The sequence below is a fragment of the Pseudochelatococcus lubricantis genome (genome assembly GCF_042432495.1).
Lineage (GTDB): Bacteria > Pseudomonadota > Alphaproteobacteria > Rhizobiales > Beijerinckiaceae > Pseudochelatococcus > Pseudochelatococcus lubricantis.
This window is the reverse complement of record NZ_JBHLXC010000002.1, coordinates 1,337,966-1,362,276: the sequence shown is the minus strand read 5'-3', so window position 1 is coordinate 1,362,276 and position 24,311 is coordinate 1,337,966. Positions and strand designations below refer to the sequence as shown.

Sequence of the window (24,311 nt, the reverse complement as noted above, 5' to 3'; positions counted from 1 at the left end):
CGCTCAGACGTCAGTGATGGCGAGCGGCCGCCCGCCGAGCGCCGCGAACGCGCGGGTGCGGCAGGTGAGGACGATCACCTGCTGCTTCTCGCCGGCGCGGCTCAGGGCGTCGAACATCCTGGCGATGCGCCCGTCGTCCGAATAGACGAGCGCGTCATCGAGGATGACCGGCACCTCGAAGCCGCGTTCCGCCAGCAGGGAGCCCATGGCAAGGCGCACCAGCACGGCGATCTGCTCCTGCGTGCCGTCGGAAAGGCTCTCGAAGCGCTCCGCATCGGGCGCGCCGCGCCTGATACCCTCGATGCCGAAGCCGTCGCCAAGCGTGACTTCCGCCGCCGGGAACACGTCGTTGAGATAGGGCGCGAGATGGCGGCGCAACGGGGCGGTGAGGCGGTCGCGGTGCTGGCGGTAGCAGTCTTCCACCGTCTCGCGCAGCAGCCGCAGCGATGTGCCACGTCTTTCCACACGCTCGACCTCCTGCCCGGCGAGATCGAGATCGGCACGCAGCGCCTCCGCGCGCTCGCCGAGGCCGTCGCCGCCGGCATTCAAAATCTGCCCTTCCAGACCGGCAATGATGCGCTCCAGTTGCTCCAGCTTTGCCCGGCGATTGTTGCGCGCGTCCTCCAGCCGCCGGATGCGCAAGCGCAACCTGTCGAGTTCGTCCGCAGGCGGGGCTTGCCGGCGCTGGCCTTCGAGCGCGGCGGCCTGCGTCTGCAATGTCTCCCGCGCCTGGGCGAGGGCCGCGTCGAGCGCCGCGTGCCGCGCGGCGCGGGTGTCGTCCGGCAGGCGGGCGAGGTCGGCGGCGAGGCGCGTGTCGATCTCGGCCAGCGAGCCCGCGATCTCGCCGCGCCGCGCCGCGAGCGCCGCGAGCGTGCCATTGTGGGCGGCGAGGCGGGCATCGAGCGTCTGGCGCCGCTGGCGGGCCTCCTCGCGCCCCGTCCGGATCGCCGCAAGCCGCGCGGCGATGTCCGCGTCCGGAAGGTCCGGCGGCACGCCGTCTCCAGCGGAAAGCGAGTCCTGCAGGCTGACGATGCGGGCAATGTCGACGTCGAGGACGGCGACATTCTTCGTCAGCGCGTCCGCCGCGATGCCGAACGAACGCAACTCTGCCTTCAGCGCCGTGGCCTCCATCTCCAGCGTCTCGCGCGCGGCGCGGCCGGTGCGCAGATCCTCCGGGCTGCCGTGGCCCGCTGCCTTCAGCAGCGTGTTCAAGGCCGCCTCGTGCTGCCCGCGCGCCTTCACCGTTGCCGCATCCGTCGGCGGAGGCGTGACGGTGATCGTCGCGATGCCGTCGATGGCGATGGCAAGCGGCCTGACGGCGGCCTGCGCGACGTCCCCGTGCAGGATTTCGCCATCGAGCCGCACGCGCCCGGCGCCGGACGGCCCTAGCACCAGCGATACCTGTGCAGCGGCGGCGGCGAGGCGCGCGTCGCTGACGGCGATCTCGCGCTGCAGCCGGTCCAGCTCCGCAACGGCCTGTGCGGTGGCGCGGTTGGCTTCGAGCGCGATGTCGTTGTCGACGATCCGCGTCTTGAGCGCGGCGAGGTCCGCCCTGCGGCGTTTGAGAGCGTCGAGCCCCGCTGCCTGCGCGCGGACGGCGGCAAGGCGTTGCAGGGCACGCTCCTGCGCCTCCTCGCGGCGGATGCGCGTGTCCGTCTCCGCCTTGTCGGCCTCGACGGCGGCGATTCCCGCGTTGGCGGTCTGGACCTGCGCGTCGAGCGGCGCGCGCTCGGTCGCCAGTTCGGCGAGACGCGCCCGGTCGGCATCGATGCGGTCGGCACGGCGGAGATGGTCGGCGAGGATGTTCTCGGCGGCGTCGAACGCGAGCCGCGCCTTCTGCTCCGCAACCTCCAAACGGGTGAGAAGGGCATGCGCGGCCTCGCCGTCGGCGAACGCCTTCTGTGCCTGCGCGAGATCGGCGGCAAGCTCGGCGGCAAGTGCCGGGTCATTAAGTTCGCCGCGTTCCTTGAGGCGCTCCGTGAGTTCGGTGAGGTGCGTGTCGAGATCGGCAAGGCGCGCCTCGACGACCGCCAGTTCCGACGCGAGCGCATCCCGCTGCTGGATCGCCGCCGCAAGGGGCCCGCCGGCTTTGGGCCGCCCCTGCGCGGTGTAGAGGCGGTCGATGTCGGCGGCGAGCGAGGCGAGCAGCTGCCTTGCCCGCTCACCGCCGACCAGCGTGCCGACCTCCTCGTGGATGGCGCGATTGAGGGCGGCGGCCGCGGCCTCCGACGGGCTGGGCGTGACGAACGACTGGCGCTGCCCCACCCAAAGAAGGCCGAAGGCCGCTTCGTCGACGCCGGCGCGCCCGTTGCCGGGGGCGATACCGATCAGATCCCACACCGCCTCATCCGCCGCCCTGTCCCGTGCGACGAGCACGCCGTCGCGGAAGAACTGTGCCGAGCGGCTGCGCAGGAAGGATTTCTCGATCCGGTAGCCATGTCCCCCATGCTCGAAATCAAGCGCGACGCGGACGGGCAGGGAAAGGCCGGCGCTCGCCAGCGCGGCGACATCCTCGCGGCTGGTGGCGTGGCGCTCGAAAAGGCAGGCCCGCACGGCGCGGAACAGCGTCGACTTGCCCGCCTCGTTGCCCGCCGCAAGAATGTTGACGCCGGGCCCGAGCCCCGAAACCGCGACCGGCGCGGCGAACCTGCCGACGCCCTCGACCCTGATGCCGGTCAGTCTCATGCCGTCCCGCTCCCCCCGGCGACGCGCGTGAAAAGCTCGACGAGCGCGTCCTCCGCCAGTTGCCGCTCACCGGCGGCGCGCGCCTCGTCCCGCGCGAGCAATTGCAGCCGGTCGGCCGCGTGGCGCAGGACGCCGCCGAAATCGATCGATTCGAGATCCTGCTCCGTCGGGCGGGCGACGACCTTCGTCACGTCGGTGTCGAGATGGAACAGCGCGGCGGAGAGCGTCAGCAGCCTGCGGTCGAGCGCCGTCCTGTCCGCCAGCGAGACAGCGCCGGACAGCCGCAGCCGCAGCACCAGCGCCGACAGGTTGCCGAGCCCGCGCAGGCGTGCGTCGAGGCTATCGATGTCGGCGGCACCGGCGACATGTTCGTCGCGCGTCAGCCAGCGGTAGCTGCCGGTTTCGAGCCGCGTGACGACGGGCACGGCCAGCGGGCCGGGGATGTCGACGAGCAGCGCCGTGCCGGTTTCCTGGCTCGCGGCACGGTCCGGCTCGTGCGTGCCCGCATACCAGGCGCGCGCCGACACCTGCACCGTGCGATGCCAGTCGCCCAGCGCGAGATAGGCGAGGGCGGCTCGCTCCGGCCGGGCGGGATCGATGGGGTTGCCGGCCTCGCCTTCGGTGCCGAAATCCGCAATGGCGCCGTGAGCCAGCCCGATGCGCAGCAGCCCCGGGCCGCTCGGCGCGCCGTCCATCCAGCGCGTGAGATCGCCCGTCTCGCTCTTGCGGGTGAGGGGCGCGGGCAGCAGCACCGCCTCGCCGCCCAGCGCCACGGGTTCCGACGCAAGGTGGGCGTGGACGTTGTCGGGCAGGCCGTGGTCGCGAAGCCGGTCCCACAGACCGCGCGGGCGGTGCGGATCGTGGTTGCCGGGAATGAGGTGCCACGCGACCTGCGGGAACTGGCGCATGCGCTCCAGCGGCTCCAGCAGGGTGCGCGGGGAGGGCTGCTCGCTGTCGTAGACGTCCCCGGCGACGAGCACATGGGCAACGCCCTCGCGAAGGGCGAACTGGCCGATTCGCTCGATGGCGGCCAGCCGCGCCTGGCGCAGGACGCTCTCGCGCTCGTGGAACTGTCTGAAAGGCTTGCCGATTTGCCAGTCGGCGGTATGAATGAATCGCATCGCGGTCGGGAACTGTGGGAACGGCTGCATACTATGGCCGTAAATGGTGCGCCGATGAAGGCTCCTGATGCAATCCGTCCCGCGCTGTCCTACATGGGAAACGAACCGGATCCATTCTGAAAGATCATGATGCATTCTGACGACCCGTCGCCCGGCACCGTTCCCGCGGAGGATTCCGCCGTCGACACCGGGATGGCCGATACGGAGGCAGCCGACGCCGAACTGTGGGCCGATGAGGCGGACGCGCCCGTCTCGGTGCGCGCCGGCGCGGAGGTTATCCGCCGGTTCTGGAAAACGCTGCCGCATCTGCCCGGCGTGTACCGCATGATCGACGCCGACGGCGAGGTGCTTTACGTCGGCAAGGCGCTCGACCTGAAGAAGCGGGTGGCGTCCTACGTGCGCGGCATCGGCCACGGCGGCAACCGCACCATGCGCATGATCGCGCAGACGGCGGCGATGGAGTTCATCACCACCGATACCGAGACGGCGGCGCTGCTGCTGGAAGCCAACCTGATCAAGCAGTTGCGCCCGCGCTACAACGTGCTGCTGCGCGACGACAAGTCCTTCCCCTATATCCTGCTCACGGGGGATCATCCGGCGCCGCAGCTCGTCAAGCACAGGGGCGCACGGGTGCGCAATGGGCGCTACTACGGGCCGTTCGCGGACAGCGGCGCCGTCAACCGCACCATCAACGCCCTGCAGCGCGCCTTCCTGCTGCGCACCTGCAGCGACAGCTACTACGAGAACCGCACGCGCCCCTGCCTGCTGTTCCAGATCAAGCGCTGCTCCGCCCCGTGCACCGGCGAGATATCGCTGGAGGACTATGCGACGCTGGTCAAGGAAGCGGGGGACTTCCTGTCCAGCAAGTCGTCCGCCGTGAAGCGCAGGCTGGCGGAGGAGATGCAGGAGGCGGCGGAGAATCTGGATTACGAGCGCGCCGCGCGCTACCGTGACCGTCTCGCGGCGCTCTCCGTCGTGCAGGGCACGCAGAGCATCAACCCGCATTCCGTGGAGGAGGCGGACGTGTTCGCCATCGCCGCCGAGGCCGGCCTGTTCTGCGTGCAGGTGTTCTTCTTCCGCAACGGCCAGAACTGGGGCAATCGCTCGTATTTTCCGCGCGCCGACAGGAATTTGCCGCCGGAGGAGGTTCTGTCCGCCTTCCTCGTGCAGTTCTATGACGACAAGCCGTGCCCGCACCTCGTGCTGCTGTCGCACACGCCGACGGAGCACCGCCTGCTGGAGGAGGCCCTCTCCACCAGCGCCGGGCATGCGGTGGAGCTGGCCGTGCCCCGGCGCGGCGAGAAGCGCACGCTCGTCGCCCACGTGGCGCAGAACGCACAGGAGGCGCTGGCGCGCAGGCTCGCCGACACCGCCTCGCAAGACAAGCTGCTCGCCGCCGTGGCGCAGGCCTTCGGGCTCACGCATCCGCCCCGCCGCATCGAGGTGTACGACAACTCGCACATCTCGGGCACGAACGCGGTCGGCGCCATGATCGTCGCCGGGCGGGACGGCTTCATGAAAACGCACTACCGCACCTTCAACATCCGCTCCACGGAGCTGACGCCGGGGGACGATTTCGGCATGATGAAAGAGGTGCTGCAGCGCCGCTTCTCGCGGCTCGTCAAGGAAGGTCCGCGCCCGGCCTTCGACACCGCCGCGGAGGAGGAAGAGGGCGGCAACGGCGCCTTCCCGACCTGGCCGGACCTGCTGCTCATCGACGGCGGACAGGGGCAGGTGGCGGCGGTGCGGGCCGTGCTGGCGGAGACCGGCGTGAGCGACGTTCCCGTCGTCGGGGTGGCGAAGGGCGCGGACCGCGACGCTGGCCGGGAGACGTTCTTCGTCGAGGGGCGTGCGCCGTTCCGCTTGCCTCCGCGCGATCCGACGCTCTACTATGTCGAGCGTCTGCGGGACGAGGCGCACCGCTTCGCCATCGGCACGCACCGGGCGAAGCGCAAGCGCGAGTTCACAAAGAGCCCGCTCGACGAGATCCCGGGCATCGGGCCGGCGCGCAAGCGGGCGCTGCTGCTGCACTTCGGCACGGCCAAGGCGGTTTCGCAGGCCTCGCTGGAGGATTTGCGCGGCGCGCCGGGAATCAATGCGGCGACGGCGAAAATGGTCTATGGGTTTTTTCACGAGCGGGAAGGGTGATCCCGCTCCGGAGTTTGTTTGCAAGCCGATCTGGTGGATACGCATGAGCACGCCCCCCTTGAACAGTTCCGCCAGTTCCCCCGCTTCCGGGCCTAAGCGTCCCTCCAGCGCGATGAACCTGCCCAACCTGCTCACCTACGGACGCATCCTCGCCGTACCGGCGGTTGTCGTGTGCCTGTTCTGGCCGAACGAGCGGGAAATGCGCTGGGTGGCGCTCGCCATTTTCGTGCTGGCGGCGGTGACCGACTATCTCGACGGCTATCTCGCCCGCGCATGGTCGCAGCAATCGGCGCTGGGGCGGATGCTCGATCCCATCGCCGACAAGCTGCTGGTGGCGGCCTCCCTGCTCATGCTGGTGGCGGACGGCACCATCAAGAGCTGGTCCCTGTGGGCGGCGCTCATCATCCTCTGCCGCGAGATACTGGTCTCCGGCTTGCGCGAGTTCCTCGCGGACCTGCGAGTCAGCGTGCCCGTCACCAAGGTGGCGAAATGGAAGACGGCGGCGCAGCTCGTGGCCCTATCCTTCCTCATCGCCGGGCAGGCGGGCGAGGCGGTTCTGCCCGGCACCCTGCGAATCGGCATCGCGCTGCTGTGGATTTCAGCTGTGCTGACGCTCTACACCGGCTGGGATTATCTCAACCACGGCGTCCGCCACATTCTCGCGCAGGACGAGCGGTCACGCGGCTGACGCGCCGCGCACCGCCCGGCGCGCATGGCAGAACCGCCAGCCCTGCCGGCAGCGGTCATGGCGATTGCACATTTTTTCGGCTAGATGTGCCTCATCATGACGCAGCTTTCCTCATTGGCGACTTCCACCTCTTCGCCGGACCGCGGCTTTCCCGCATGGCGGCGCGAATTGCGCGCCACGTCGGCGCTCGGCTGGCCGCTTGTCCTGACGACGCTCGCGCAGATGGCCATCACGGTGACGGATGTCATCTTCATCGGCCGCCTCGGCTCGCAGTCGCTCGCCGCCGGCACGCTCGCCACGAATCTCTATACGCTCGTGATGCTGTTCTCGCTCGGCCTGCTGACGGCGGTCTCGCCGATGATCGCGCGCGAACTGGGGAAGAACCGCTTCGCGGTGCGCGAAGTCCGGCGCACGGTGCGGCAGGGTTTGTGGTCGGCGATCATCGTCTTCATTCCCTGCGCGCTGCTCCTGTGGAACGGCGGCGCCGTGCTGCGCGCCATCGGCGAGCCGCCGGAGCTTGCGCGCCTCGCGGGCAGCTACCTGCGGGTGTTCATGTGGGGGCTGCTGCCGTTTCTCGGCTATCTGGTGCTGCGGTCGTTCGTTTCCGCGCTCGAACGCCCGCAATGGGCCTTCGGCGCGGCCGTCGCCGCCATTCTGTTCAACATCCTCGGGAACTGGCTGCTGGTGTTCGGCAATCTTGGCTTTCCCCGGCTGGAGATGATCGGCTCCGGTCTTGCCAGCACGATCGCCAACATCGTCCTGTTCACGACCATGGCGGTCGTCGTCCTCCGGGACAGACGCTTCCGGCGCTACCACCTTTTCGGGTTCTTCTGGCGGGCGGACTGGCCGCGCTTTCGCGCTCTGTGGCGGCTCGGGCTGCCGATCGCGGCCCTCTCCACTTTCGAGATCAGCGTCTTCAACGCCGCCGCCTTCATGATGGGCTGGCTCGGCGAGGCGGAACTGGCGGCGCATGCGGTCGCGATACAGCTCGCCGGCATCACCTTCATGGTGCCGGTCGGGCTGTCGCAGGCGGTTACCGTGCGTGTGGGACGCGCCCATGGCGCGGGCGACAAGGACGGCGTGACGCGCGCCGGCTGGATCGGCATCGGCCTCGGCATGGCGGCGATGGCCATTGCCGCCACGCTGATGACGGTCATGCCGGTGACGCTGGTCAGCGTGTTCCTCGATATTCACAACCCGCTCAATGCGCGGGCGGTCGAGCTTGCGGTCACCTTTCTCGCCTTCGCGGCGCTGTTCCAGCTCGCCGACGGCGGCCAGGTACTGGGCGCGGCGGTGCTGCGCGGGCTGCACGACACCCGCGTGCCGATGATCTACGCCATCGTCGGCTACTGGTTCATCGGGCTTCCGTTATGTGTGGGGCTTGCGTTCGGCGCCGGGCTGGGCGGCGCCGGCATCTGGATGGGGCTGGCCGCCGGCCTGGCGACCGTCGCCACACTGATGATAGTGCGCTGGACGAGGCGCGAACGCCTCGGTCTCGTACGCTTCCCGCGTCCGGTGCCGTAGAGCGTGTCGCCATTCCACGGAAACGGTCGGACGACTCCATCTCTGATCGGAACGCGCTCTGGAACCCCTGACAAAACCTCGGGGGTTTAACGGGCCGGCAAGCGGTCCTTGTCCTGCAGCAGGCGCAGCAGCTCCTTCTGGCTGTGCACGCCGACCTTCTTGTAGATGTTCTTCAGGTAACTTCTGAAAGTCTCGTACTTCATCCCGATTGCGTTCGCGCATTCCTGCGGGGAGCTGCCGTTCATAAAGGCTTCCGCCACCCTTATCTCGGAGGGCGTCAGACGATAGAGCGTTCGCAGGCTTTCCGCGCGGCTCTGTCGGAGCTGCGGGATGTCGCGGAAAACGAGCAGCGCGACGATCCTGTCCGCGAAGAAGCTGCCGACGTCGCGGCGGGGCGAGTGGATCAAACGCCGGTTGAGTGCAAAAAAGGACACGGCGAAACGGAACGGCCCGAAGGAGATGGTGGGGCTGTCGACCGACGGCCTGCCGTGCACGCAGACATTATGCAGCTCGCCGTAGATCGCGGCATTCTCCTGCGCCGCGCCGAACGAGAGCGTCCTGTCGGGCGACAGGCGGATGATCCGGGGGTTCAGCAGGCCGGTTTCCGCGGCGGCGTTGAAATCCAGCAGATGCCCTTCCCGGTCGACGCAGATCGCGGGTTCGAACATGGAATGCACCAGCGATCCGGTTGGCACGGCGATCGTGCGCCTGAACGTATGGCTGTTCATCTCCAGCGCATCGCGCATTTTCGGCGCCAGCGTCATGAGAAGCTTCTGCAACTCGGGATGAAACTGTGCGCTTCGGCGCGAGCTGTAGTGCACCGCGAGCACCGCGAAGCGTCCGTCGCGATCGATCAGGCGCACGCCCGTGGCGCTGTCCGCAGCCTGCACCGGCTTGAGCCAGTCGTTGTAGAATTCACTCTTGCGAAGCTGCGAGAGAGGCAGGACGTGGTCGGACAGCGTCGGCACGAGCAGCGGCATCTTCTGCAGCGGCCCCGCCCACGGATTGATGTTGGCATAGTATTGGCCATACGTGTCCAGATCGTTCTCATCCCATCCGGAAGCGATCAGCGGCTCGGCCGTGGGGCGGGACATATCGTGCGATTGCATCGATATCCGCGTTCCTCCGGTAGCGACCTGCAGCGCGGCGACGACATCCGTCCAGCGGTCGGGCTGCAGCGCGGCCGCCTCGATCAATTCGCCCAGTTCGGCGTACACTTTCCGAATGCTTCGCGTTCGCATGCTACGCCTGCGTCTTGCTCCGCTGCCCGGAACCGGCCGCCGTCCGGGGCCCTTCCAGTACAACTATTTCGACCACGACAAGAAAGCCCTTCGCTGCTACTCACACGCCTGAACATGAACTATACATTTATAATTCTATATTTAACATATGTGAATGAGGGTCTGCCGCAGTTTCGGGATGGATCACCTGCACGCACCGCGTGCATGGAAGGCTAAAAAGTCGCACCTTCAAGCCGAACCGTGCTGCCACTACATCTCTTTGTCAACGCATCAAACCAAGAAGCGCATACGCTTTTGGTTTGATGCGACAGGGGCTCTCCCGGCGCTCACAGGTAGGGCGGACTGCAGGCCGAGACGACGACGGCCTCCCGGTCGCTGATGTTGCGGAAGCGGTGCGGTTCGGAGCTGTTGAACAGATAGCTGTCGCCCGCCTTCAGGATCGCGGAGCGGTCGCCGACTATCAGCTCGATTTCGCCGGATATCACGATGCCGCCTTCGCTGCCCACGTGCTCCAGCATGGAGGCGCCCGTGTCCGCGCCAGGATCGTAACGCTCGTAGAGTATCTGGAGATTGTGCGCCCGCGCGTCGCCAACCTGCCGCAGGGACATATGTCCCGTCGGCTCTCCGAGCGTGGTGAAAAGCCGGGATGTCAGGTCGCGCAGATCCTGCGGCTTGAAGAACACGTCAGCAGGAATCGCTGAATCCGGCTCAAAAAACTCTGACAACGATATCCCAAGGCCGCCCAGAATTTTGCGCAAAGATGCAACAGAAGGACTGCTTCTATTGGTCTCGATCATCGAAATCTGGCCATGCGGAACCCCGGACGACTCGGCTAGCCGCCGCTGGGAAAGATTCATGGCGACCCGTAATTCCTTCAGCCGGCCGCCCACATCGAAGTCCTGCATTCAAATCCCCCCTTATGCAGAAAGAATAGCGGCTTGCCGGTCGTCTTACAACATGAGCAAAAACGCTTGCTCATTTTTTTGAACGGTGATAGTCGTTAACGCATAATATTCGAGGGGATCACAATGCTCGGCAATATCGACATGGGGGCGCGCCTGTCCATCTAGGCAGCCGCGCATCGCGGTCTGATGGCTGCTGCCGCCTGGCAGGTGAGCGCGGTCGGCAGTCCGCGGCAACCGGTCTCGTGGCCTTACGCCATCGCCGCCCGTCCGCAACGTTTGCACGCCGTCGGTCCCGGTGCCATCATCGGAGCCTGCCGCGCGGCGGCGGACATGTCCAGCCGTTACAGCGGGCTGTGTACCCTTCGCCGCGAACCCCGCCGGGCCCCGCGATCGGTCCGGCGCCATCCCGACGCCGCACGATGCCCGGAAGACGCATCACGAGAGGAAGCCATGTCGACCACTTCAACATCCGATACTGTGTCGCCCGTCGCCCCCAACTCCGCCGAGGCGCGCGACATCGCCTATCACCTTCATGCCTATACGAACGCCCGCAAGCATGAGGAGATCGGCCCTCTCGTGATCGACCGCGGCGAGGGCATCCACGTCTTCGATCTCGCCGGCAACCGCTATATCGAGGCCATGGCCGGCCTGTGGAGCGTGGCGGTCGGCTTCGGCGACAAGCGCCTTGCCGCCGCCGCCGCGCGGCAGTTCGAGAAACTGCCGTATTATCATGATTTTACCCACAAATCGCACGGCCCGGTCATCGACCTCGCGGAAAAGCTCGTCTCCATGGCGCCGGTGCCGATGAGCAAGGCGTTCTTCACGAACTCCGGCTCGGAAGCCAACGACACTGTCCTGAAGATGATCTGGTACCGCTCCAACGCCCTGGGGCAGCCCGAACGCAAGAAAGTCATCGCGCGGGAGCGCGCCTATCACGGCGTGACCATCGCCTCCGCCAGCCTCACCGGCCTGCCCAACAACCACAAGTCGTTCGATCTGCCGCTGGCCGGCATCCTGCGCACGGGCAGCCCGCACTTCTGGCGCGACGCGCTGCCGGGAGAGACGGAGGAGGCGTTCGCCACCCGCCGGGCAGACGAACTCGAACAGCTCATCCTCGCGGAAGGGCCGGAGACGGTCGCCGCCTTCTTCGCCGAGCCGGTGATGGGTGCCGGCGGCGTCATCGTGCCGCCCGCGACCTATTGGGACAAGATCCAGGCGGTGCTGCGCAAATACGACATCCTGTTCGTCGCCGACGAGGTGATCTGCGGCTTCGGGCGCACGGGGCGGATGTTCGGCACCGAGACGTTCAACCTGAAGCCGGACGTCATGGTCGTCTCCAAGGCGCTGTCGTCTTCTTACCTGCCGATTTCGGCGATCATCGCCAACGAGCGTTTCGTCGCGCCCATCATGGACCAGAGCAACACGATCGGCACCTTCGGCCACGGCTTCACGGCCGGCGGGCATCCGGTCGCGGCGGCGGTGGCGCTTGAGAACGTCCGCATCATCGAGGAAGAGGGGCTGGTGGCGAACGCCGTGGCAAGCGGCAGGCGTCTGCTGGAGGGGCTGCACGCGCTCGCCGGCCATCCCCTCGTCGGCGAGGTTCGCGGCGTCGGCCTCATCGCGGCTGTCGAACTGGTGACGGACAAGGCCGCGAAGAAGGCTCTCGAACCCGCCGGCACGCTGGGCGGGCTGGTGAACGCAGGTCTGCAGGCCAACGGCGTCATCAGCCGCGCCATGGGCGATGCCATCGCCTTCTGCCCGCCGCTGATCATCACCGAGAGCGAGGTAGACGATTTGCTGTCGCGCTTCGCATTGACACTCGACACCGTCGCAAAGCAAATTTGAACATTGGTCCCGGCCGATATCACAATAATAAAACACAAGCGAAATCTGTGAACAGAGGGATATGACATGAAAAAACGTAGCGTTATGCTCCTGTCCGGCGCGATCATGGCTCTTGCCGCGGCCATTGCGCCGGGCGCGGCCTCCGCACGCGATCTGACCGTCGTCTCGTGGGGCGGCAACTATCAGGATGCGCAGCGGGAAATCTACTTCAAGCCCTTCGCCGCGCAGACCGGCAAACCCGTTCTGGACGAGGCGTGGGATGGCGGCATCGGCATCCTGCAAGCGAAGATCAAGGCGGGCAACCCCAACTGGGACGCGGTGCAGGTGGAGGCGGAGGAGCTTGCGCTCGGCTGCAACGACGGCCTCTTTGAGGAAATCGACTGGGACAAGCTGGGCGGGCGCGACAGCTTCCTCGACTCCGCGGTCAGCGACTGCGGCGTGGGCGCCATCGTCTGGTCCACGGCAATCGCCTACGATGGCGACAAGCTGAAGGAAGGCCCGCAGTCCTGGGCGGATTTCTGGGATACGAAGAAGTTTCCCGGCAAGCGCGCGCTGCGCAAGGGCCCCAAGTACACGCTGGAGTTCGCGCTGCTCGCCGACGGCGTGCCCGTCAAGGAGGTCTACGACGTGCTCGCCACGCCGGAGGGCGTCGACCGCGCTTTCCGCAAGCTCGATGAACTGAAGCCGAACCTCGTGTGGTGGGAGGCCGGCGCCCAGCCGCTGCAGCTTCTCGCCTCCGGCGAGGTTGCGTTCACCAGCGTCTACAACGGCCGCATCACCGGTATCAACCGCTCCGAGGGCAAGAATTTCAAGATCGTGTGGCCGGGCAGCATCTACGCTGTCGATAGCTGGGTGATCCTCAAGGGCGCGGAAAACAAGGACGCGGCCATGGACTTCATCGCCTTCGCCAGCAAGCCGGAGAACCAGTCGAAGCTGCCCCAGTACATCGCCTACGGCCTTCCCGTGAAGGCGGCGGCGGCAGCGGTGACGCCCGAGCTTCAGGCCGACCTGCCGACCGCGCCCGCGAACCTTGAGCACGCACTTGCGCTCGACGTTGACTTCTGGATCGACAATGCCGAGGCGCTGACCCAGCGCTTCAATGCGTGGCTCGCCCGGTAAGCGGTGCGAAATCGCTGCCGCACGGTACAACCGTCCGCGCGGCAGCGGATTGCAAATGTCCCGGGTTCAATTCTCGTTGCCGGAAGGAGCGCTCCCATTGGCGATTCCACGCATCCGTTTCGATCAAATCACGAAATCCTATGGCAGCCTGCGGGTTATAGACGGCCTGTCGCTTGACATCGCAAAGGGAGAATTCATCAGCCTGCTCGGGCCTTCCGGCTCTGGCAAGACGACGCTCCTGATGATACTCGCGGGCTTCGAATCCGCTACAGGCGGCGGGGTGTGGCTCGACGGCAAGCGGATCGACCATCTGCCGCCCTACCGACGCGACATGGGCGTGGTGTTCCAGAACTACGCCCTGTTCCCGCACATGACGGTGGCGGACAACATCGCCTTTCCCCTGCAGATGCGGGGCGTGAGGAAGGCGGAGATCGCGGAACGGGTCAAGCGCGCCCTTGACATGGTCCAGCTCGGCGCCATGAGCGAGCGCTATCCGGCGCAGCTTTCCGGCGGCCAGCAGCAACGCATCGCCCTGGCCCGCGCGCTGGTGTTCGAGCCGGCCGTCGTGCTGATGGACGAGCCGCTCGGCGCCCTCGACAAGCAATTGCGCGAGCAGATGCAGCTCGACATCCGCAAGCTGCACATGCGGCTCGGCCTCACCGTGGTCTTCGTCACTCACGACCAGTCCGAGGCGCTGACCATGTCCGACCGCATCGCTGTGTTCAACAAGGGCATTATCGAGCAGATCGGCACCCCGCGCGAAATTTACGATCACCCGGCGACCCGCTTCGTCGCCGAATTCATCGGCGAAACCAATCTCATCGAGGGAACCGTCGAGCGGGTCGAGGCCGACATGGCCACGGTGCGCCTCGCGGGCGGAAGCGAGATCAGGGTACAGGCCGGCACGGCGGCCACAACCTCAGCCAAAGTGCTCGTATCGGTACGGCCGGAGCGCATCCACCTGGGTCCGGACGCGGGAGAACGCGGCAACGCACTGCGCTCCACCGTCGTCGACAGCGTCTATCAGGGCGACCACCTGCGCGTGCAGCTCGACGACGGCGCGCACGGCTTCATCGTGCGCTCGGACCGCCGCACGGCCGAATGGCCGCAGGGCGCGGCCGTCGTCGCCTCCTTCCAGCCCGAAGACTGCTGGGTGATCGCATCATGAGCGAGGTCAGCTTCCGACAACGGGTCGGAGCGCTCGCGCTGGTCGCACCGCTCGCGCTCTTCATCGCCCTGTTCTTCGTCTGGCCGCTCGTGACCGTGCTGAAGGAGTCCGTGTCGGACGCCACCGTCAGCCACGCCCTGCCGACGATGGTCGACGCCGCCGCTGACTGGAACAGGCAATCGCCGCCCACAGCCGCCATGAAGGCTGCCCTCGTCACCGATCTGCGCGGCATCGAGGACCAGCAGTTGTTCGGCGACCTGGTGCGGCGCCTGAACAGCGCGCAGGCAGGTTTCCGCACCCTGCTGCCGAAGACACGCACCGCCGTCGACAAGTCCCGAGAGACGACCGCGCCCGAGGCGGTCGACCTGGAGGAGATCGACAAGCGCTGGAGCAATCCGGCCTATTGGCAGGCCATCGCCGGCACGCTCTCGCCATTCACCGACCAGCATCTTCTCGCGGCTGTCGACCTTTCCCGCGACGGCACGGGAGCGATCGTCGCGCTCGGCGCCGATGAATCGGCCAATCTCACCATCCTGCTGCGCACCTTCTGGGTCTCGGCGCTGGTGACGCTTGTCTGCCTCGCCATCGGGCTGCCCTATGCGATGCTCGCCGCCGCGATGACCGGCTGGCGGCGCCAGCTTCTGCTCGGCGCCGTGCTGCTGCCGCTATGGACCTCGCTGCTGGTGAGAACCGCGTCGTGGTATATCCTGTTGCAGGACAACGGCCTCGTCAACGATGCGCTCCAGTCCCTCGGGCTGACGGACGCGCCTTTGCGCCTCATCTTCAACCGTGTAGGCGTGGTCATCGCGATGGCCCACATCCTGCTGCCGTTCATGGTGCTGCCGATCTACAGCGTCCTGATCACCATTCCGAAAACGCTGATGCCGGCCGCCGCCTCGCTGGGGGCGCACCCGCTGCTGGCGTTCCTGCGGGTTCTGCTGCCGCTGAGCCTGCGTGGCGTCGCGTCCGGGGCGCTGCTCGTGTTCATGGCCGCGATCGGCTACTACATCACGCCGGCCCTGATCGGCGGCGCGCAGGACCAGATGATCTCGTCCGTGATCGCATTCTACGCCACCGGCTCCGCCAATTGGGGCATGGCGGCGGCGCTCGGCATCGTGCTGCTCGCCGCGACGCTGCTTCTCTATATGGTCTATGGCTGGCTTTCCTCCGACAAGACGGCGAGGGCGTAAGCGATGCTGAAAACGTTACAGGTGCTTTTCGGCGCAGCGGCGGTGTTCTTCCTCATCGTTCCGCTCATCGCCATCCTGCCGCTGGCCTTCACATCCGGGGCATTCCTCACCTATCCCATGCCGGGCATCTCGATGCGGTGGTTCAACGAACTCGTCACCGCCGACGCCTGGCGGCGCTCCATCGTCAACAGCCTGGTGATCGGCTGCGGCACCACGATGCTGGCGACGGTGCTTGGCACGACGGCCGCTCTGGGCCTGCGCGGGCGCGTCGTACTCGGCGGACTGTTCCGGACGATGTTCCTGCTGCCCATGGTCGTTCCTGCGGTGGTGCTCGGCGTCGGGATGCAGATCCTGTTCGTGCGGCTCGGCGTCGCCAATTCCTATCTCGGCGTCATCGCCGCCCATACGGTGGTCGCCATCCCCTTCGTGGTCGTGAGCGTTTCCGGCTCGCTGGAGGGCATCGACCGGCGGGTGGAGCGCGCGGCGCTCAGCCTCGGTGCCTCTCCCTTCACGGTGTTGCAGCGCGTGACACTGCCGCTGGCGATGCCGGGAATTGCGTCCGGCGCGGTGCTGGCTTTCGCCACCTCGCTCGATGAGGTCGTGCTGACACTGTTCGTCGCCGGCCCCAACCAACGCACGCTGGCGCGCCAGATGTTCTCGACGATCCGCGAGAACATCAGCCCGGCGATTGCCGCCGCCGCCTTTCTCTTCATCGTCGGCACGCTGCTCGCCGCCGCGGCGGCCATCGTGTTGAAGAAGCAGAGGCAGCGTCGCACCGGGCTGGCGTAGACCGGCGGCGACGCTCACGGAGACCCTGCAGGATGCGGTGTGTCGGCCGACCTGCACGGGACCTCCGGCCAGGAGGCTAGAAATGCGCGCAGGCGCCGCGCCTCCTGCACGATGGCGGGCGGCGTCTCCCGGCTCGCACGTTCCTCATAGGCGGCCAGGCTGACACGCGCCTCATCCGGGCGTTTGATCGCGATAGCGAGTTCAAGGGCATGGAAATGCGGGACTGCCCACGCCGGACGCAGGCGCGCGGCGGCGGTGAAGGCCCGGCGCGCGTGTTCCGGCTGCTGCGTCAGGCGCAGGCACACGCCGTAACCGACCCAGTAGTCGGCATTGCCGGCGTCGAGCAGGCAGAGAGCCCGGAACAGCGTCAGTGCGCGCCCGGCCCGCCCCAGCGCGAACCAGCCGTGAGCGCGGGCATAGAGTGCATCGATCACCTCAGACGAAACCGACAGCGCCTGTCCGATATCCCTTCCCGCCGCCAGATGCTCGAACACCGGTGCGCCATCGATGCCGAGCGCGGCCATCGCCTGACAAAACGTCTCCCCCAGAGCCGCCAGATCATCGCCGCCGACGCCGAGGCGGGCAGTAGCGTGGGCGAGGGTGACATCGTCAGGGCGTAGCGCCATGGGTTGCTCCGGAATTGGCAGGCCCCGAGCCGTGGGCCTCGATGAACGTGGCTGACTATCAGTTCCGGGCCTGGACTTCCTTCGCGACGATGGCACGCTGCAGCAGGGCGGCAGCCTCTTTCGCCACGGCATCGTCGCCCGTCTCCCGCGCCACGCGGATGGCGTCCTGCAGATCATCGATAGCCGCATCGAAATCGAGCAAGCCGAGGGAGGCGCGGCCTGAAATCAAATAGCCCATCGGACTGTCCGGCGCCGAGGCAATGACGGCGGAAGCCGCCTGCAGAGCGATGTGGAACTCCCTGATTTCCAGCGCGCAGGTCGCCAGCCCGATCTGGAAGCGGATTTCGGAGGGATCGCACAGGACGAGGGTGGCGTATGTCCGCAGCGCCCGATCGTGTTCGCCACGCCGTAGCATGCCGGCAGCAACGTCCAGTCCGGGAAGCAGATGTGCGATTTGGAGGCCAAGATACTCACGAATGGATTGCCCCGGCGCAAGCGATTCGATGCCGGAGGGTTCGATAGGGGCGGATTCGATGATAGCCATTATTACGCCTCTCGCGATGAAGTTCACCGCAAGTTTACACCTTCACGGACGGAAAATAAAATTCATTTTATGAAATTCATTTAAAGTAGATATCTCACGATATCTATCATATTTATCATTGTATTTATTATAAATAATTTCTTTTATATGTCTATAATGAACAATAAATTCTTCTATTAGCGAAATTATACGAGAAACACTAATACTCGTATAGGTTATATTCTTGCGAACAAAAACCGTTTCGGCCATGTCGCCACGGCCGAGTGCAACCAGTGCTGAGCTTATCGTCAGATGGCGCAGGTTGCTTTTCAACATTTGCCGCGTCTGTGTCATCCGCTCCACGGGGTCGGAGGCGAGATGGCCGGCAGTGGCGGAAAGTACCATCTCGTATCCGCTGACGGCGGGGCTCAGCCTCACGACGACCTCGTCGGTCTCCAGCTCCACCGCATTGTCGGCGGCAAAGGCGGGGGCGCCCAGATCGAGCGTGTCCCACAATCTGGCAATGATGTCGCGGAAGCCGTTCATCAGGCGGCTTCCCTGCTGCACACCCCCGGCATCGTCGGTTCACCCCCTTGCCGTGATGGCGCGCATGGCATCGACTTCGGCCTCCTGCACTTCCTTGATGCCGGACAGAAGCGACAGCAGCGTCGCCGTCAGCGCCTGGACGACGGCGCTTTCCTGCTCCCGGGTGGCGTTGTGCCGCTGAGCGGCGGCCGCATAGACGGCGCCCTGCGCCTCGTCGCGCTTGACATCGGAATCGAGGATACCCTTGGTGAGCATCCCCGAACCATCAATCGCGCCCGTCACGCCCGCGAGCACCGACTGGAGAGATCTGGCTTTCTGGGCCGCTGCCTCGCTGGCCGCCGTCTGGACGGCGTCGGCAGCAACGTTGTTTGCTGCGGCAGCAGCCCTGTCAGTCGCAGTCTGGGCGGGATTGGCCACAACGTTGTTCGATGCCGCAACGGCGTTTTCGGCAACAGTCGGGGCGGGGCTGGCAGCTACATTATTCGACGCCGCGGCGGCCCTGTCGGTGATATCAGCGGCCTTGTCCACCTTGCCGGCACCGGACGCGGCCTTGCTGGCCGAGCGAAGCCCCGAGGCGCCGCCGGCGATCTGTATGCCGCCCGAAACGAACGAAAGCGTTGCCGTGACGATTGCCGATGTCAGCATCTTGCTTGAGGCATCAGACATCTTGTCGGCCTGATTGAGAAACTCGATTTCCGCGCTCTTGGCCTCAAGCTGGGAGACGAGGCGCTCGGACTGATAGCCTGCGTTGGTGGCTTCGATGACCAGGCGCCCGAGCAAATCAATACCGTTGCTCTGACTCATCAGGGCGTTCAGCCGGTTGATCGCCTCTTCGAGCTGCGCGACGTCGGCGGCGGTTGCCGGCGCGCCGGCTGCCTTGCCCGTGGCGGCAACCCGCTGACGGCCTGCGGGGGGCAATGCGCTCTCTTCGTCGCCTGCGTTGCCCTTGCCCGTCGTCTGCTCCGCTTCCTTCGCGCCGGTCATGGACAGAGCGGCTGCACCGTTGTAGCCCGAAACTGCAGACGTGGGAGGTGTCTGCGTGTTGGCAATGCTCATGATGAAAACTCCCTGAAATAAAGAATACGAGAACCGAACATCCGGCGGTCAGGCCGTCAGCTTGGCGCGGCTGAGGACATTGCCGCGCTCGTTGATGGCTTCGGAGCCCGCATCGATGATGCCGTTGATCCGCTTGGATGTTTCCACGAGTATCTGCAGCACGAGGTCGGTAAAGCTCTGCTCCGCCTGGGTCTTGGCTTCAAACTCTTTCGTTTCCGCCTGCCGCTCCGTGGCATCGACCTGTGCCAGGGCAGCGTCGAGGTTGATGCCGGCGGAAGCCACCTGCACCGCACCGTTTATAACGCTCGATGTGGCCGTAACTGCCGTCGCAAGCGTTGAGCCGCCGGTCAGGGCCGCGGCCGCGACCGAGGCTGCGGCCAGGCCGAGCGAGAAGACCAGATCGCCGTAGCGGCCGAGTTTCGCGCCAATGCCGGAGCCGGTTGCGTCCTTCGTGATCTGATCGGCGATCATCAGCGCGCCGACGCCGATCATGATGCCGCCGGCCAGGGTGGCGACGCCGGTCGCGGCCAGCGCACCGCCCACAGCAACCATCAGGGCACCGCTGATGTAACTGGCGATGCGGGAAAACAGCTTGCCGAAGAACGACTTGCTGGCCGCCTTCTCCTGCGCTTCAAGCGCCTTCCTGAGCTTGTCTCCGTATTCGGCAATGTCGTCGCGCCGCTTGGCCGAGGCATTCTTGACGCTCTCTTCCTGAATCAGCTTCTGATTCTTGTCGATTGCGGAAGCGACTTGCAGAATGAGCACTGCCGTGTCGTCATTGTTGATGCGCGGCAGTTTCTCGTTGATGGAGGCAAGCAGCGACTGGAAGTTCAACGCCGCGAGCACGCCGGCGGCAGCCTGCTGGGCCTGCGCATCCGGCACGGCGCCAGCCTGCGTGGCGACGCCGGCACCCACCGTCGTTTCAGTCACCTCGCCGGTGACAGTGGAGACGACAGTCGCGCTGTCGGAGACTCCGCGCGACGTAACAGCCTGATTGGTGAGAGTCGTGGACATCTGTATGTTCCTCCGGGAGACAGTCGAGTGACCACCGGGCCGCTCGACTTGCGGATGAAGGCCAAGGCGGTGTCGGATCAGCCCTGGATGACGGCGCGGCGGCTGTCGATGAACGCCAGCAGCGTCGTCGCATGCTGTACTGTCTGCGTGTCCTGCAACTCATCGGCGGCGGAGCGCGCGGCCTCGACGAATTCCTTCGCCTCGTCGAGGACGCCGTCGCCCAGCAGGCATTCGCCGACACGCAGGTACCCCAAGGGGTCGAGCGGCTTGCGCCAGATGTAGAAGGCATAGGCACGGCCCGCGTCGGCGAAGCGGCTTTCCATTTGCAGGGTGACTGCGGCGGCGTAGAGCGCGCGCTCCTCCATGGGATCGAGCAGCAGCGCGAGCAGCAGCTTGTCGCGCGCCCTAGCGGGCGCACCGGCCTGGATGAGATCGCGCGCCTGGGAGAGCAGGGCGTCGACATGCTCCTCCGTCAGGCCGAGAGCCTTCGCGGGCGTGTTGCCGGCAGCGATCCGGCCGATCCATTCGCAGACGTACTCCTGCGGATCTCCATCGATACCGCAGACGTCACGGAAATACTTCCCTATAGCCGGGCTGGCCGCCGCCGTGAAAGTGCTTGATGCGTCCGGCGGGATAGCCACGCGGTCGAGGAATGACATCTGTTGCTCCTTCAAGGGTCGTCCGGCAGTACACTTCCCGCCCGGTTTCCCGACAATATCGCCGTTATCTCCGCTCATCTGTGACGCAAATGACAGATACGCGCCTTTTTCGAATTATATTCCGCCTTGTCCATCAGGACCCGGCCTCCGGCATTATTCCGGCTCCTCTACGCCACTGACGCCATGGCGCAGGTAGGCCTCAAGCGTATCCCCGGCGCTGTCGCGCAGATCGAGCGCAAAGAGGCTGCGCGCCTTCATGTAGCGGCGCATGCGATGCTGCGGGGTGGGGCGATAGGTGCCGAAACGCTCGATTGGGTCGGCACGGTCGAGTTCCTCCAGCGTCCGGAGCGTGTCGGCCCAGTCCTGCGTGAGGAAGCGCGTCACGGCGCGGGTGAAGAGCACCTCGGCGCTCGAATCACCCATCAGATACAGCGCGTCCGCAAGCGTGCGCGCCCGCCCGACATAACCATGCTGCGCGAACACGAAGATGTTGAGCAGCAGGAAGTCGCGCTCCCGCCGACGCGGGCTGCCCGCGTGCGGCGGCCGATGGGGGACGATGTCGCTCATCCGCGAAACAACGCCGCGAGGGATGCGCGCACCTCGGAATCCAGCAGCAGGTCGCGATCGATCAGGTCCAGAGCGCGCTCGAAGGCTGTTTTCCGCGCTCCGGCGGCGGCTGCGGCGTGCTGGGCGAGCAGGGTGCGCACGTCCACCCGCGCGTCCGCGAGCCGCGCCGGCTCCATCAGTTCCGGGTCCACCGCTGCCGGCTGGAGCAGGTCCGGCAGGCGCTCGTCCAGGGTCGGCCGGTTGAGAACCTCGTGCAGGGGGCGATAAACCGGCAGATAGGCGGCGGCTTGTCCCGGCTCGTCCGGCAGATGAAATTCGTCGTCAACCCGCCAACGCGAGATGGATTCGATACCGGTGTCCAGGTTCTTGATGCGCATGGGATGGATGCCCCGGAATGAATGCTCCGCCTTGCCCGCTCACGGCAAGGCTCATTATCTGCCAATGCGGCCCGGCGTGTCAGACGGCCCGGGCAATGCTCTGAATGATCTCGTTCAGCTTGGAGAGCGCATTGTTCCCCATCTCGAAATAGCGGTTCTTCTCCTTTTCGAGAGTGCTGATGGCGTTCATCTGGATCTGAGTTTCCTGATTGATCAGGGTGACGGTATCCGAAAGCTGTGTGCCGAAAGTGGACCAGGCGCTCATCTTGTAGTCTGCGTATTGTCCTCTGCTGTTCTGCTGTGAATCGGCATCCGTAAAGAAGGAAAAGCTCGGTCTGGTGATATTGCGCAAAGCCTCTATCGGATGCTGTTGCGTCGCATAGACAGAGGTTTCATTGAATCGCGCTACGGGTTTCGAGTCGAACATACTCGGCATGCCAAAGTACAAAAGGTCATCGACATCCTTGTAGCGATCCTCGAACTGATAAAAAGCGGTGGCACCCTGATCGTGAAAATCTTCCGGAATAACATATCTGGAGCTATCCTTGCCTTTGCTCGTGATATAGCTCACACGCTGCTGCATATATCCATATGTCTTTATTAACTCGTTCTGCTGATTGACCTCTTCCGACTTTATGGATATGAGGCTCTCGGATTGCAGGTTATAGTAAAGCTGAAGCCTGAATATAATACTCGGCAGGTCCAGATTCTTTCCGCCTGAAATCGTCGTTTCAGTATTCTGACGCGACTGCGCCAGCTCAAGCAGGCGTTTCTCCTGCTCGATGAACGTCTTGTACGCGGTCGCCACCGAGGCTCCCTTGTCAAGGCTGATTATGTTGTCGACCCGGTAAGCCCTGTTGGCGTCGTACGTGCCGTCGCTGTGATTGTCCGGATTCTTCCAGTGGCTGTACTCACGCGCACCGGACTCTCCGTTGACGCTCCCGTAGGCATGCGCGGTCTTGAAGCGGTTCAGAATGGCCGATACTTCCTCATTCACTGTCTTCGTGCTGAAGAACACCTGTTTGTCCAGCTTCTGCTGGATAATGTTCAGTTGCTCGATAAACAGATTCCTGTCGCTTTCGGTCATTTGCGTCAGGCTCGTGCCCGTCGGAACCGGAAACGAGTTGATGCTGCTGATCGCCTCCTGAACCGCTGATGGCTTTGCAGTAGAGAGGCCCAGCGCCGACTTGATCTCTGAGAATGCCGGCCTTGCATTGACAGCGCGCTGCTCGGCCGCTGACAGGGTGTTGATGGAACGACTGTCCAGTTGTTCGACGATGATGGCCTTCGTGTGCGTATCGTCGAGCACTGCGGTGGCGCCTGTCATCTCCAGATAGGTCGACGGCGGGCTGGTCGTGACCGTGCCGAAGCGCAATATCGCCGCGACCTGTTCGTCCGAATGCATGGCCAGGAAGGCGTCCGCGGTGAAGGGCGGCGTTTGCCCGCCGGGCAGCGTGATCACAGCGCCCGCGGGTTCCGCGGTCACACCGTTCTGGCCGGAGTTGAGGATGCTGCCGGTGCCGGTGCGCTTCAGTGTCACCGGCAGCCATGAGGTCGAGCCATCGCCGTTCCTCAGCGCCATGAAAGTGTTGGTGGTGACGTCCGCCGGCAGCGAGATGCCCAGAATCAGCTCGGCCTGTGCGCGGGAGGTGAAGGTGACCCTGTCACCGTCCTCGATGATGGAACCCTGCGTCGCCGCTAGCGCGGAGAGCAGCGATGCAGAGGCGGGGGTGACGAGCAGCGGCACCTCGTCGCCAAACGCCATTTCCCCCGCACCGGCGCCGATGTTCTGCGGAACCTCTTCCAGCGGGCGCGCCTCTCCTGTGGCTTCGGCGGCCGGTATTTCCGCCGGGGTAAACAGGGGAGTATCCTTCACCGACGAGATGGGCATGGCGTTCTCCTGAACGATCAGAGCCGGAGTGTGATGCGTCCGGCGGGCTTTTTCGGCGAAGACGGCGAGGGGGCTCGCGCCGCGCCGATGGGCCCGGCTTCCGCCAGACGGGCGATGATGTAGGCGGCGCGCACCCCGAGCCGGTCGATCTGCGCGGCAAGGCCCGCTATCCCTTCGGCGGCCAGCATATCATCGAAAACGCGCCTTACGACGGGATCGTCCCGCATGACGGGATTTTCCCGAATCTGGCGCAACCGGTCGCAGATCGTCGTCAGCAGGCCATGCCAGTCCTGCCCGGGCCGTTGCCCGCGTTCCGCCAGCCAGTCCTCAATCATCCCGATGACGGCGACCGTGTCATCATGGCCGGATAAGCCGTGCGACACCGACTGGCCTGCGGCGTGGGTGTGCGTACTCATGCCGGCGTTCCTCTTGCGCTCGGTTTGCCTCGTGCGGCCGATATGCGGCCCGCCGTGCTGGCGCCGTCGGGGGTGGCGTCCTCACGTTTCGCGACCATAGCGAACGATCCGTCCTTCAATTGTGCCGAACGGCACAGGGAAGGTGGCGATTGCGTGCATAATCGGACGAAACGGGCCGGAGCGCCGGCCGAAACCCTTCTCTCCGTTCCATGC

22 protein-coding genes are annotated in these 24,311 nt (G+C 65.5%); 8 read left to right on the top strand and 14 right to left on the bottom strand.

The window, feature by feature from the left end:
• Positions 1–3 precede the first annotated feature (3 nt).
• Together ACFFJ7_RS09005 and ACFFJ7_RS09000 are read right to left on the bottom strand one after the other, a co-directional pair.
• The gene (locus ACFFJ7_RS09005) at positions 4–2,685 is read right to left on the bottom strand and encodes an AAA family ATPase (protein WP_377591853.1); all 2,682 of its coding nucleotides are present in this window, start codon (positions 2,683–2,685) and stop codon (positions 4–6) included.
• A complete protein-coding gene (locus tag ACFFJ7_RS09000; protein ID WP_166952996.1) occupies positions 2,682–3,806 on the bottom strand; it encodes a metallophosphoesterase family protein in 1,125 nt (374 codons plus the stop codon). The genes ACFFJ7_RS09005 and ACFFJ7_RS09000 overlap by 4 nt, the downstream gene beginning before the upstream one ends.
• Positions 3,807–3,998: 192 nt before the next feature.
• Here ACFFJ7_RS09000 and uvrC point away from each other — a divergent pair, with 192 nt between their 5' ends.
• From uvrC to ACFFJ7_RS08985, 3 genes are all read left to right on the top strand, one after another.
• A complete protein-coding gene (uvrC, locus tag ACFFJ7_RS08995; protein ID WP_377592118.1) occupies positions 3,999–5,954 on the top strand; it encodes an excinuclease ABC subunit UvrC in 1,956 nt (651 codons plus the stop codon).
• 43 nt (positions 5,955–5,997) lie between these two features.
• Entirely contained in the window at positions 5,998–6,642 is a 645-nt protein-coding gene (gene pgsA / locus ACFFJ7_RS08990; protein WP_166952993.1) for a CDP-diacylglycerol--glycerol-3-phosphate 3-phosphatidyltransferase, read from the top strand.
• Positions 6,643–6,738: 96 nt separating this feature from the next.
• Positions 6,739–8,166 carry an MATE family efflux transporter gene (locus tag ACFFJ7_RS08985; RefSeq protein ID WP_377591851.1) on the top strand — a complete coding sequence of 476 codons (1,428 nt, stop codon included), beginning with the start codon at positions 6,739–6,741 and terminating at the stop codon, positions 8,164–8,166.
• Positions 8,167–8,252: 86 nt separating this feature from the next.
• Here the strand turns inward: ACFFJ7_RS08985 and ACFFJ7_RS08980 are convergent, their stop codons facing one another.
• Together ACFFJ7_RS08980 and ACFFJ7_RS08975 are read right to left on the bottom strand one after the other, a co-directional pair.
• Complete coding sequence (locus ACFFJ7_RS08980) at positions 8,253–9,383, bottom strand: LuxR C-terminal-related transcriptional regulator (protein ID WP_166952987.1); 1,131 nt, start codon at positions 9,381–9,383, stop codon at positions 8,253–8,255.
• A gap of 350 nt (positions 9,384–9,733) precedes the next feature.
• The gene (locus tag ACFFJ7_RS08975) at positions 9,734–10,297 is read right to left on the bottom strand and encodes a cupin domain-containing protein (protein WP_377591848.1); all 564 of its coding nucleotides are present in this window, start codon (positions 10,295–10,297) and stop codon (positions 9,734–9,736) included.
• A gap of 465 nt (positions 10,298–10,762) precedes the next feature.
• Here ACFFJ7_RS08975 and ACFFJ7_RS08970 point away from each other — a divergent pair, with 465 nt between their 5' ends.
• From ACFFJ7_RS08970 to ACFFJ7_RS08950, 5 genes are all read left to right on the top strand, one after another.
• Positions 10,763–12,157: an aspartate aminotransferase family protein gene (locus ACFFJ7_RS08970; RefSeq protein ID WP_377591845.1), complete on the top strand. Its 1,395-nt coding sequence runs from the start codon at positions 10,763–10,765 to the stop codon at positions 12,155–12,157.
• Positions 12,158–12,241: 84 nt separating this feature from the next.
• Positions 12,242–13,276 carry an ABC transporter substrate-binding protein gene (locus ACFFJ7_RS08965; RefSeq protein ID WP_246225325.1) on the top strand — a complete coding sequence of 345 codons (1,035 nt, stop codon included), beginning with the start codon at positions 12,242–12,244 and terminating at the stop codon, positions 13,274–13,276.
• Between the two features lie 55 nt (positions 13,277–13,331).
• Positions 13,332–14,444 carry an ABC transporter ATP-binding protein gene (locus tag ACFFJ7_RS08960; protein ID WP_377591842.1) on the top strand — a complete coding sequence of 371 codons (1,113 nt, stop codon included), beginning with the start codon at positions 13,332–13,334 and terminating at the stop codon, positions 14,442–14,444.
• A complete protein-coding gene (locus ACFFJ7_RS08955) occupies positions 14,441–15,634 on the top strand; it encodes an ABC transporter permease (protein ID WP_246225311.1) in 1,194 nt (397 codons plus the stop codon). Before ACFFJ7_RS08960 ends, ACFFJ7_RS08955 begins: the two co-directional genes overlap by 4 nt.
• Positions 15,635–15,637: 3 nt before the next feature.
• Positions 15,638–16,423, top strand: coding sequence for an ABC transporter permease (locus tag ACFFJ7_RS08950; protein ID WP_166952969.1), 786 nt, complete (start codon positions 15,638–15,640; stop codon positions 16,421–16,423).
• A 14-nt stretch (positions 16,424–16,437) separates the two neighbouring features.
• Here ACFFJ7_RS08950 and ACFFJ7_RS08945 read toward each other — a convergent pair whose 3' ends face one another.
• From ACFFJ7_RS08945 to ACFFJ7_RS08900, 10 genes are all read right to left on the bottom strand, one after another.
• Positions 16,438–17,049 (bottom strand): hypothetical protein, encoded by a 612-nt coding sequence (locus ACFFJ7_RS08945; protein WP_166952966.1) that lies wholly within the window; start codon positions 17,047–17,049, stop codon positions 16,438–16,440.
• Between the two features lie 58 nt (positions 17,050–17,107).
• Positions 17,108–17,593, bottom strand: a complete 486-nt coding sequence (locus ACFFJ7_RS08940; RefSeq protein WP_377591835.1) for a hypothetical protein — start codon at positions 17,591–17,593, stop codon at positions 17,108–17,110.
• Between the two features lie 42 nt (positions 17,594–17,635).
• Positions 17,636–18,118 carry a hypothetical protein gene (locus tag ACFFJ7_RS08935; protein ID WP_377591833.1) on the bottom strand — a complete coding sequence of 161 codons (483 nt, stop codon included), beginning with the start codon at positions 18,116–18,118 and terminating at the stop codon, positions 17,636–17,638.
• 39 nt (positions 18,119–18,157) lie between these two features.
• Positions 18,158–19,174, bottom strand: coding sequence for a hypothetical protein (locus ACFFJ7_RS08930; RefSeq protein ID WP_377591831.1), 1,017 nt, complete (start codon positions 19,172–19,174; stop codon positions 18,158–18,160).
• Between the two features lie 48 nt (positions 19,175–19,222).
• A complete protein-coding gene (sctE, locus tag ACFFJ7_RS08925; protein WP_377591827.1) occupies positions 19,223–20,188 on the bottom strand; it encodes a type III secretion system translocon subunit SseC family protein in 966 nt (321 codons plus the stop codon).
• Between the two features lie 77 nt (positions 20,189–20,265).
• Positions 20,266–20,847: a hypothetical protein gene (locus ACFFJ7_RS08920; RefSeq protein WP_377591824.1), complete on the bottom strand. Its 582-nt coding sequence runs from the start codon at positions 20,845–20,847 to the stop codon at positions 20,266–20,268.
• Positions 20,848–21,000: 153 nt separating this feature from the next.
• Positions 21,001–21,414 (bottom strand): hypothetical protein, encoded by a 414-nt coding sequence (locus ACFFJ7_RS08915; protein ID WP_166952948.1) that lies wholly within the window; start codon positions 21,412–21,414, stop codon positions 21,001–21,003.
• The gene (sctX, locus tag ACFFJ7_RS08910) at positions 21,411–21,791 is read right to left on the bottom strand and encodes a type III secretion apparatus assembly protein SctX (protein WP_166952945.1); all 381 of its coding nucleotides are present in this window, start codon (positions 21,789–21,791) and stop codon (positions 21,411–21,413) included. Before sctX ends, ACFFJ7_RS08915 begins: the two co-directional genes overlap by 4 nt.
• Before the next feature lie 79 nt (positions 21,792–21,870).
• Positions 21,871–23,682, bottom strand: a complete 1,812-nt coding sequence (locus tag ACFFJ7_RS08905; RefSeq protein ID WP_377591823.1) for a hypothetical protein — start codon at positions 23,680–23,682, stop codon at positions 21,871–21,873.
• A 17-nt stretch (positions 23,683–23,699) separates the two neighbouring features.
• Positions 23,700–24,098 (bottom strand): hypothetical protein, encoded by a 399-nt coding sequence (locus ACFFJ7_RS08900; RefSeq protein ID WP_377591822.1) that lies wholly within the window; start codon positions 24,096–24,098, stop codon positions 23,700–23,702.
• Between the last annotated feature and the right edge of the window lie 213 nt (positions 24,099–24,311).

Coding starts and splice junctions, on each gene's coding strand:
- ACFFJ7_RS08935 (WP_377591833.1), bottom strand. CDS start 18,118: ATGAACGGCTTCCGCGACATCATTGCCAGATTGTGGGACACGCTCGAT.
- ACFFJ7_RS08900 (WP_377591822.1), bottom strand. CDS start 24,098: ATGAGTACGCACACCCACGCCGCAGGCCAGTCGGTGTCGCACGGCTTA.
- ACFFJ7_RS09005 (WP_377591853.1), bottom strand. CDS start 2,685: ATGAGACTGACCGGCATCAGGGTCGAGGGCGTCGGCAGGTTCGCCGCG.
- ACFFJ7_RS08960 (WP_377591842.1), top strand. CDS start 13,332: ATGTCCCGGGTTCAATTCTCGTTGCCGGAAGGAGCGCTCCCATTGGCG.
- sctE (WP_377591827.1), bottom strand. CDS start 20,188: ATGTCCACGACTCTCACCAATCAGGCTGTTACGTCGCGCGGAGTCTCC.
- ACFFJ7_RS08915 (WP_166952948.1), bottom strand. CDS start 21,414: ATGAGCGACATCGTCCCCCATCGGCCGCCGCACGCGGGCAGCCCGCGT.
- ACFFJ7_RS08920 (WP_377591824.1), bottom strand. CDS start 20,847: ATGTCATTCCTCGACCGCGTGGCTATCCCGCCGGACGCATCAAGCACT.
- ACFFJ7_RS08950 (WP_166952969.1), top strand. CDS start 15,638: ATGCTGAAAACGTTACAGGTGCTTTTCGGCGCAGCGGCGGTGTTCTTC.
- ACFFJ7_RS09000 (WP_166952996.1), bottom strand. CDS start 3,806: ATGCGATTCATTCATACCGCCGACTGGCAAATCGGCAAGCCTTTCAGA.
- pgsA (WP_166952993.1), top strand. CDS start 5,998: ATGAGCACGCCCCCCTTGAACAGTTCCGCCAGTTCCCCCGCTTCCGGG.
- ACFFJ7_RS08940 (WP_377591835.1), bottom strand. CDS start 17,593: ATGGCTATCATCGAATCCGCCCCTATCGAACCCTCCGGCATCGAATCG.
- ACFFJ7_RS08955 (WP_246225311.1), top strand. CDS start 14,441: ATGAGCGAGGTCAGCTTCCGACAACGGGTCGGAGCGCTCGCGCTGGTC.
- ACFFJ7_RS08965 (WP_246225325.1), top strand. CDS start 12,242: ATGCTCCTGTCCGGCGCGATCATGGCTCTTGCCGCGGCCATTGCGCCG.
- ACFFJ7_RS08930 (WP_377591831.1), bottom strand. CDS start 19,174: ATGAGCATTGCCAACACGCAGACACCTCCCACGTCTGCAGTTTCGGGC.
- sctX (WP_166952945.1), bottom strand. CDS start 21,791: ATGCGCATCAAGAACCTGGACACCGGTATCGAATCCATCTCGCGTTGG.
- uvrC (WP_377592118.1), top strand. CDS start 3,999: ATGGCCGATACGGAGGCAGCCGACGCCGAACTGTGGGCCGATGAGGCG.
- ACFFJ7_RS08985 (WP_377591851.1), top strand. CDS start 6,739: ATGACGCAGCTTTCCTCATTGGCGACTTCCACCTCTTCGCCGGACCGC.
- ACFFJ7_RS08905 (WP_377591823.1), bottom strand. CDS start 23,682: ATGCCCATCTCGTCGGTGAAGGATACTCCCCTGTTTACCCCGGCGGAA.
- ACFFJ7_RS08945 (WP_166952966.1), bottom strand. CDS start 17,049: ATGGCGCTACGCCCTGACGATGTCACCCTCGCCCACGCTACTGCCCGC.
- ACFFJ7_RS08970 (WP_377591845.1), top strand. CDS start 10,763: ATGTCGACCACTTCAACATCCGATACTGTGTCGCCCGTCGCCCCCAAC.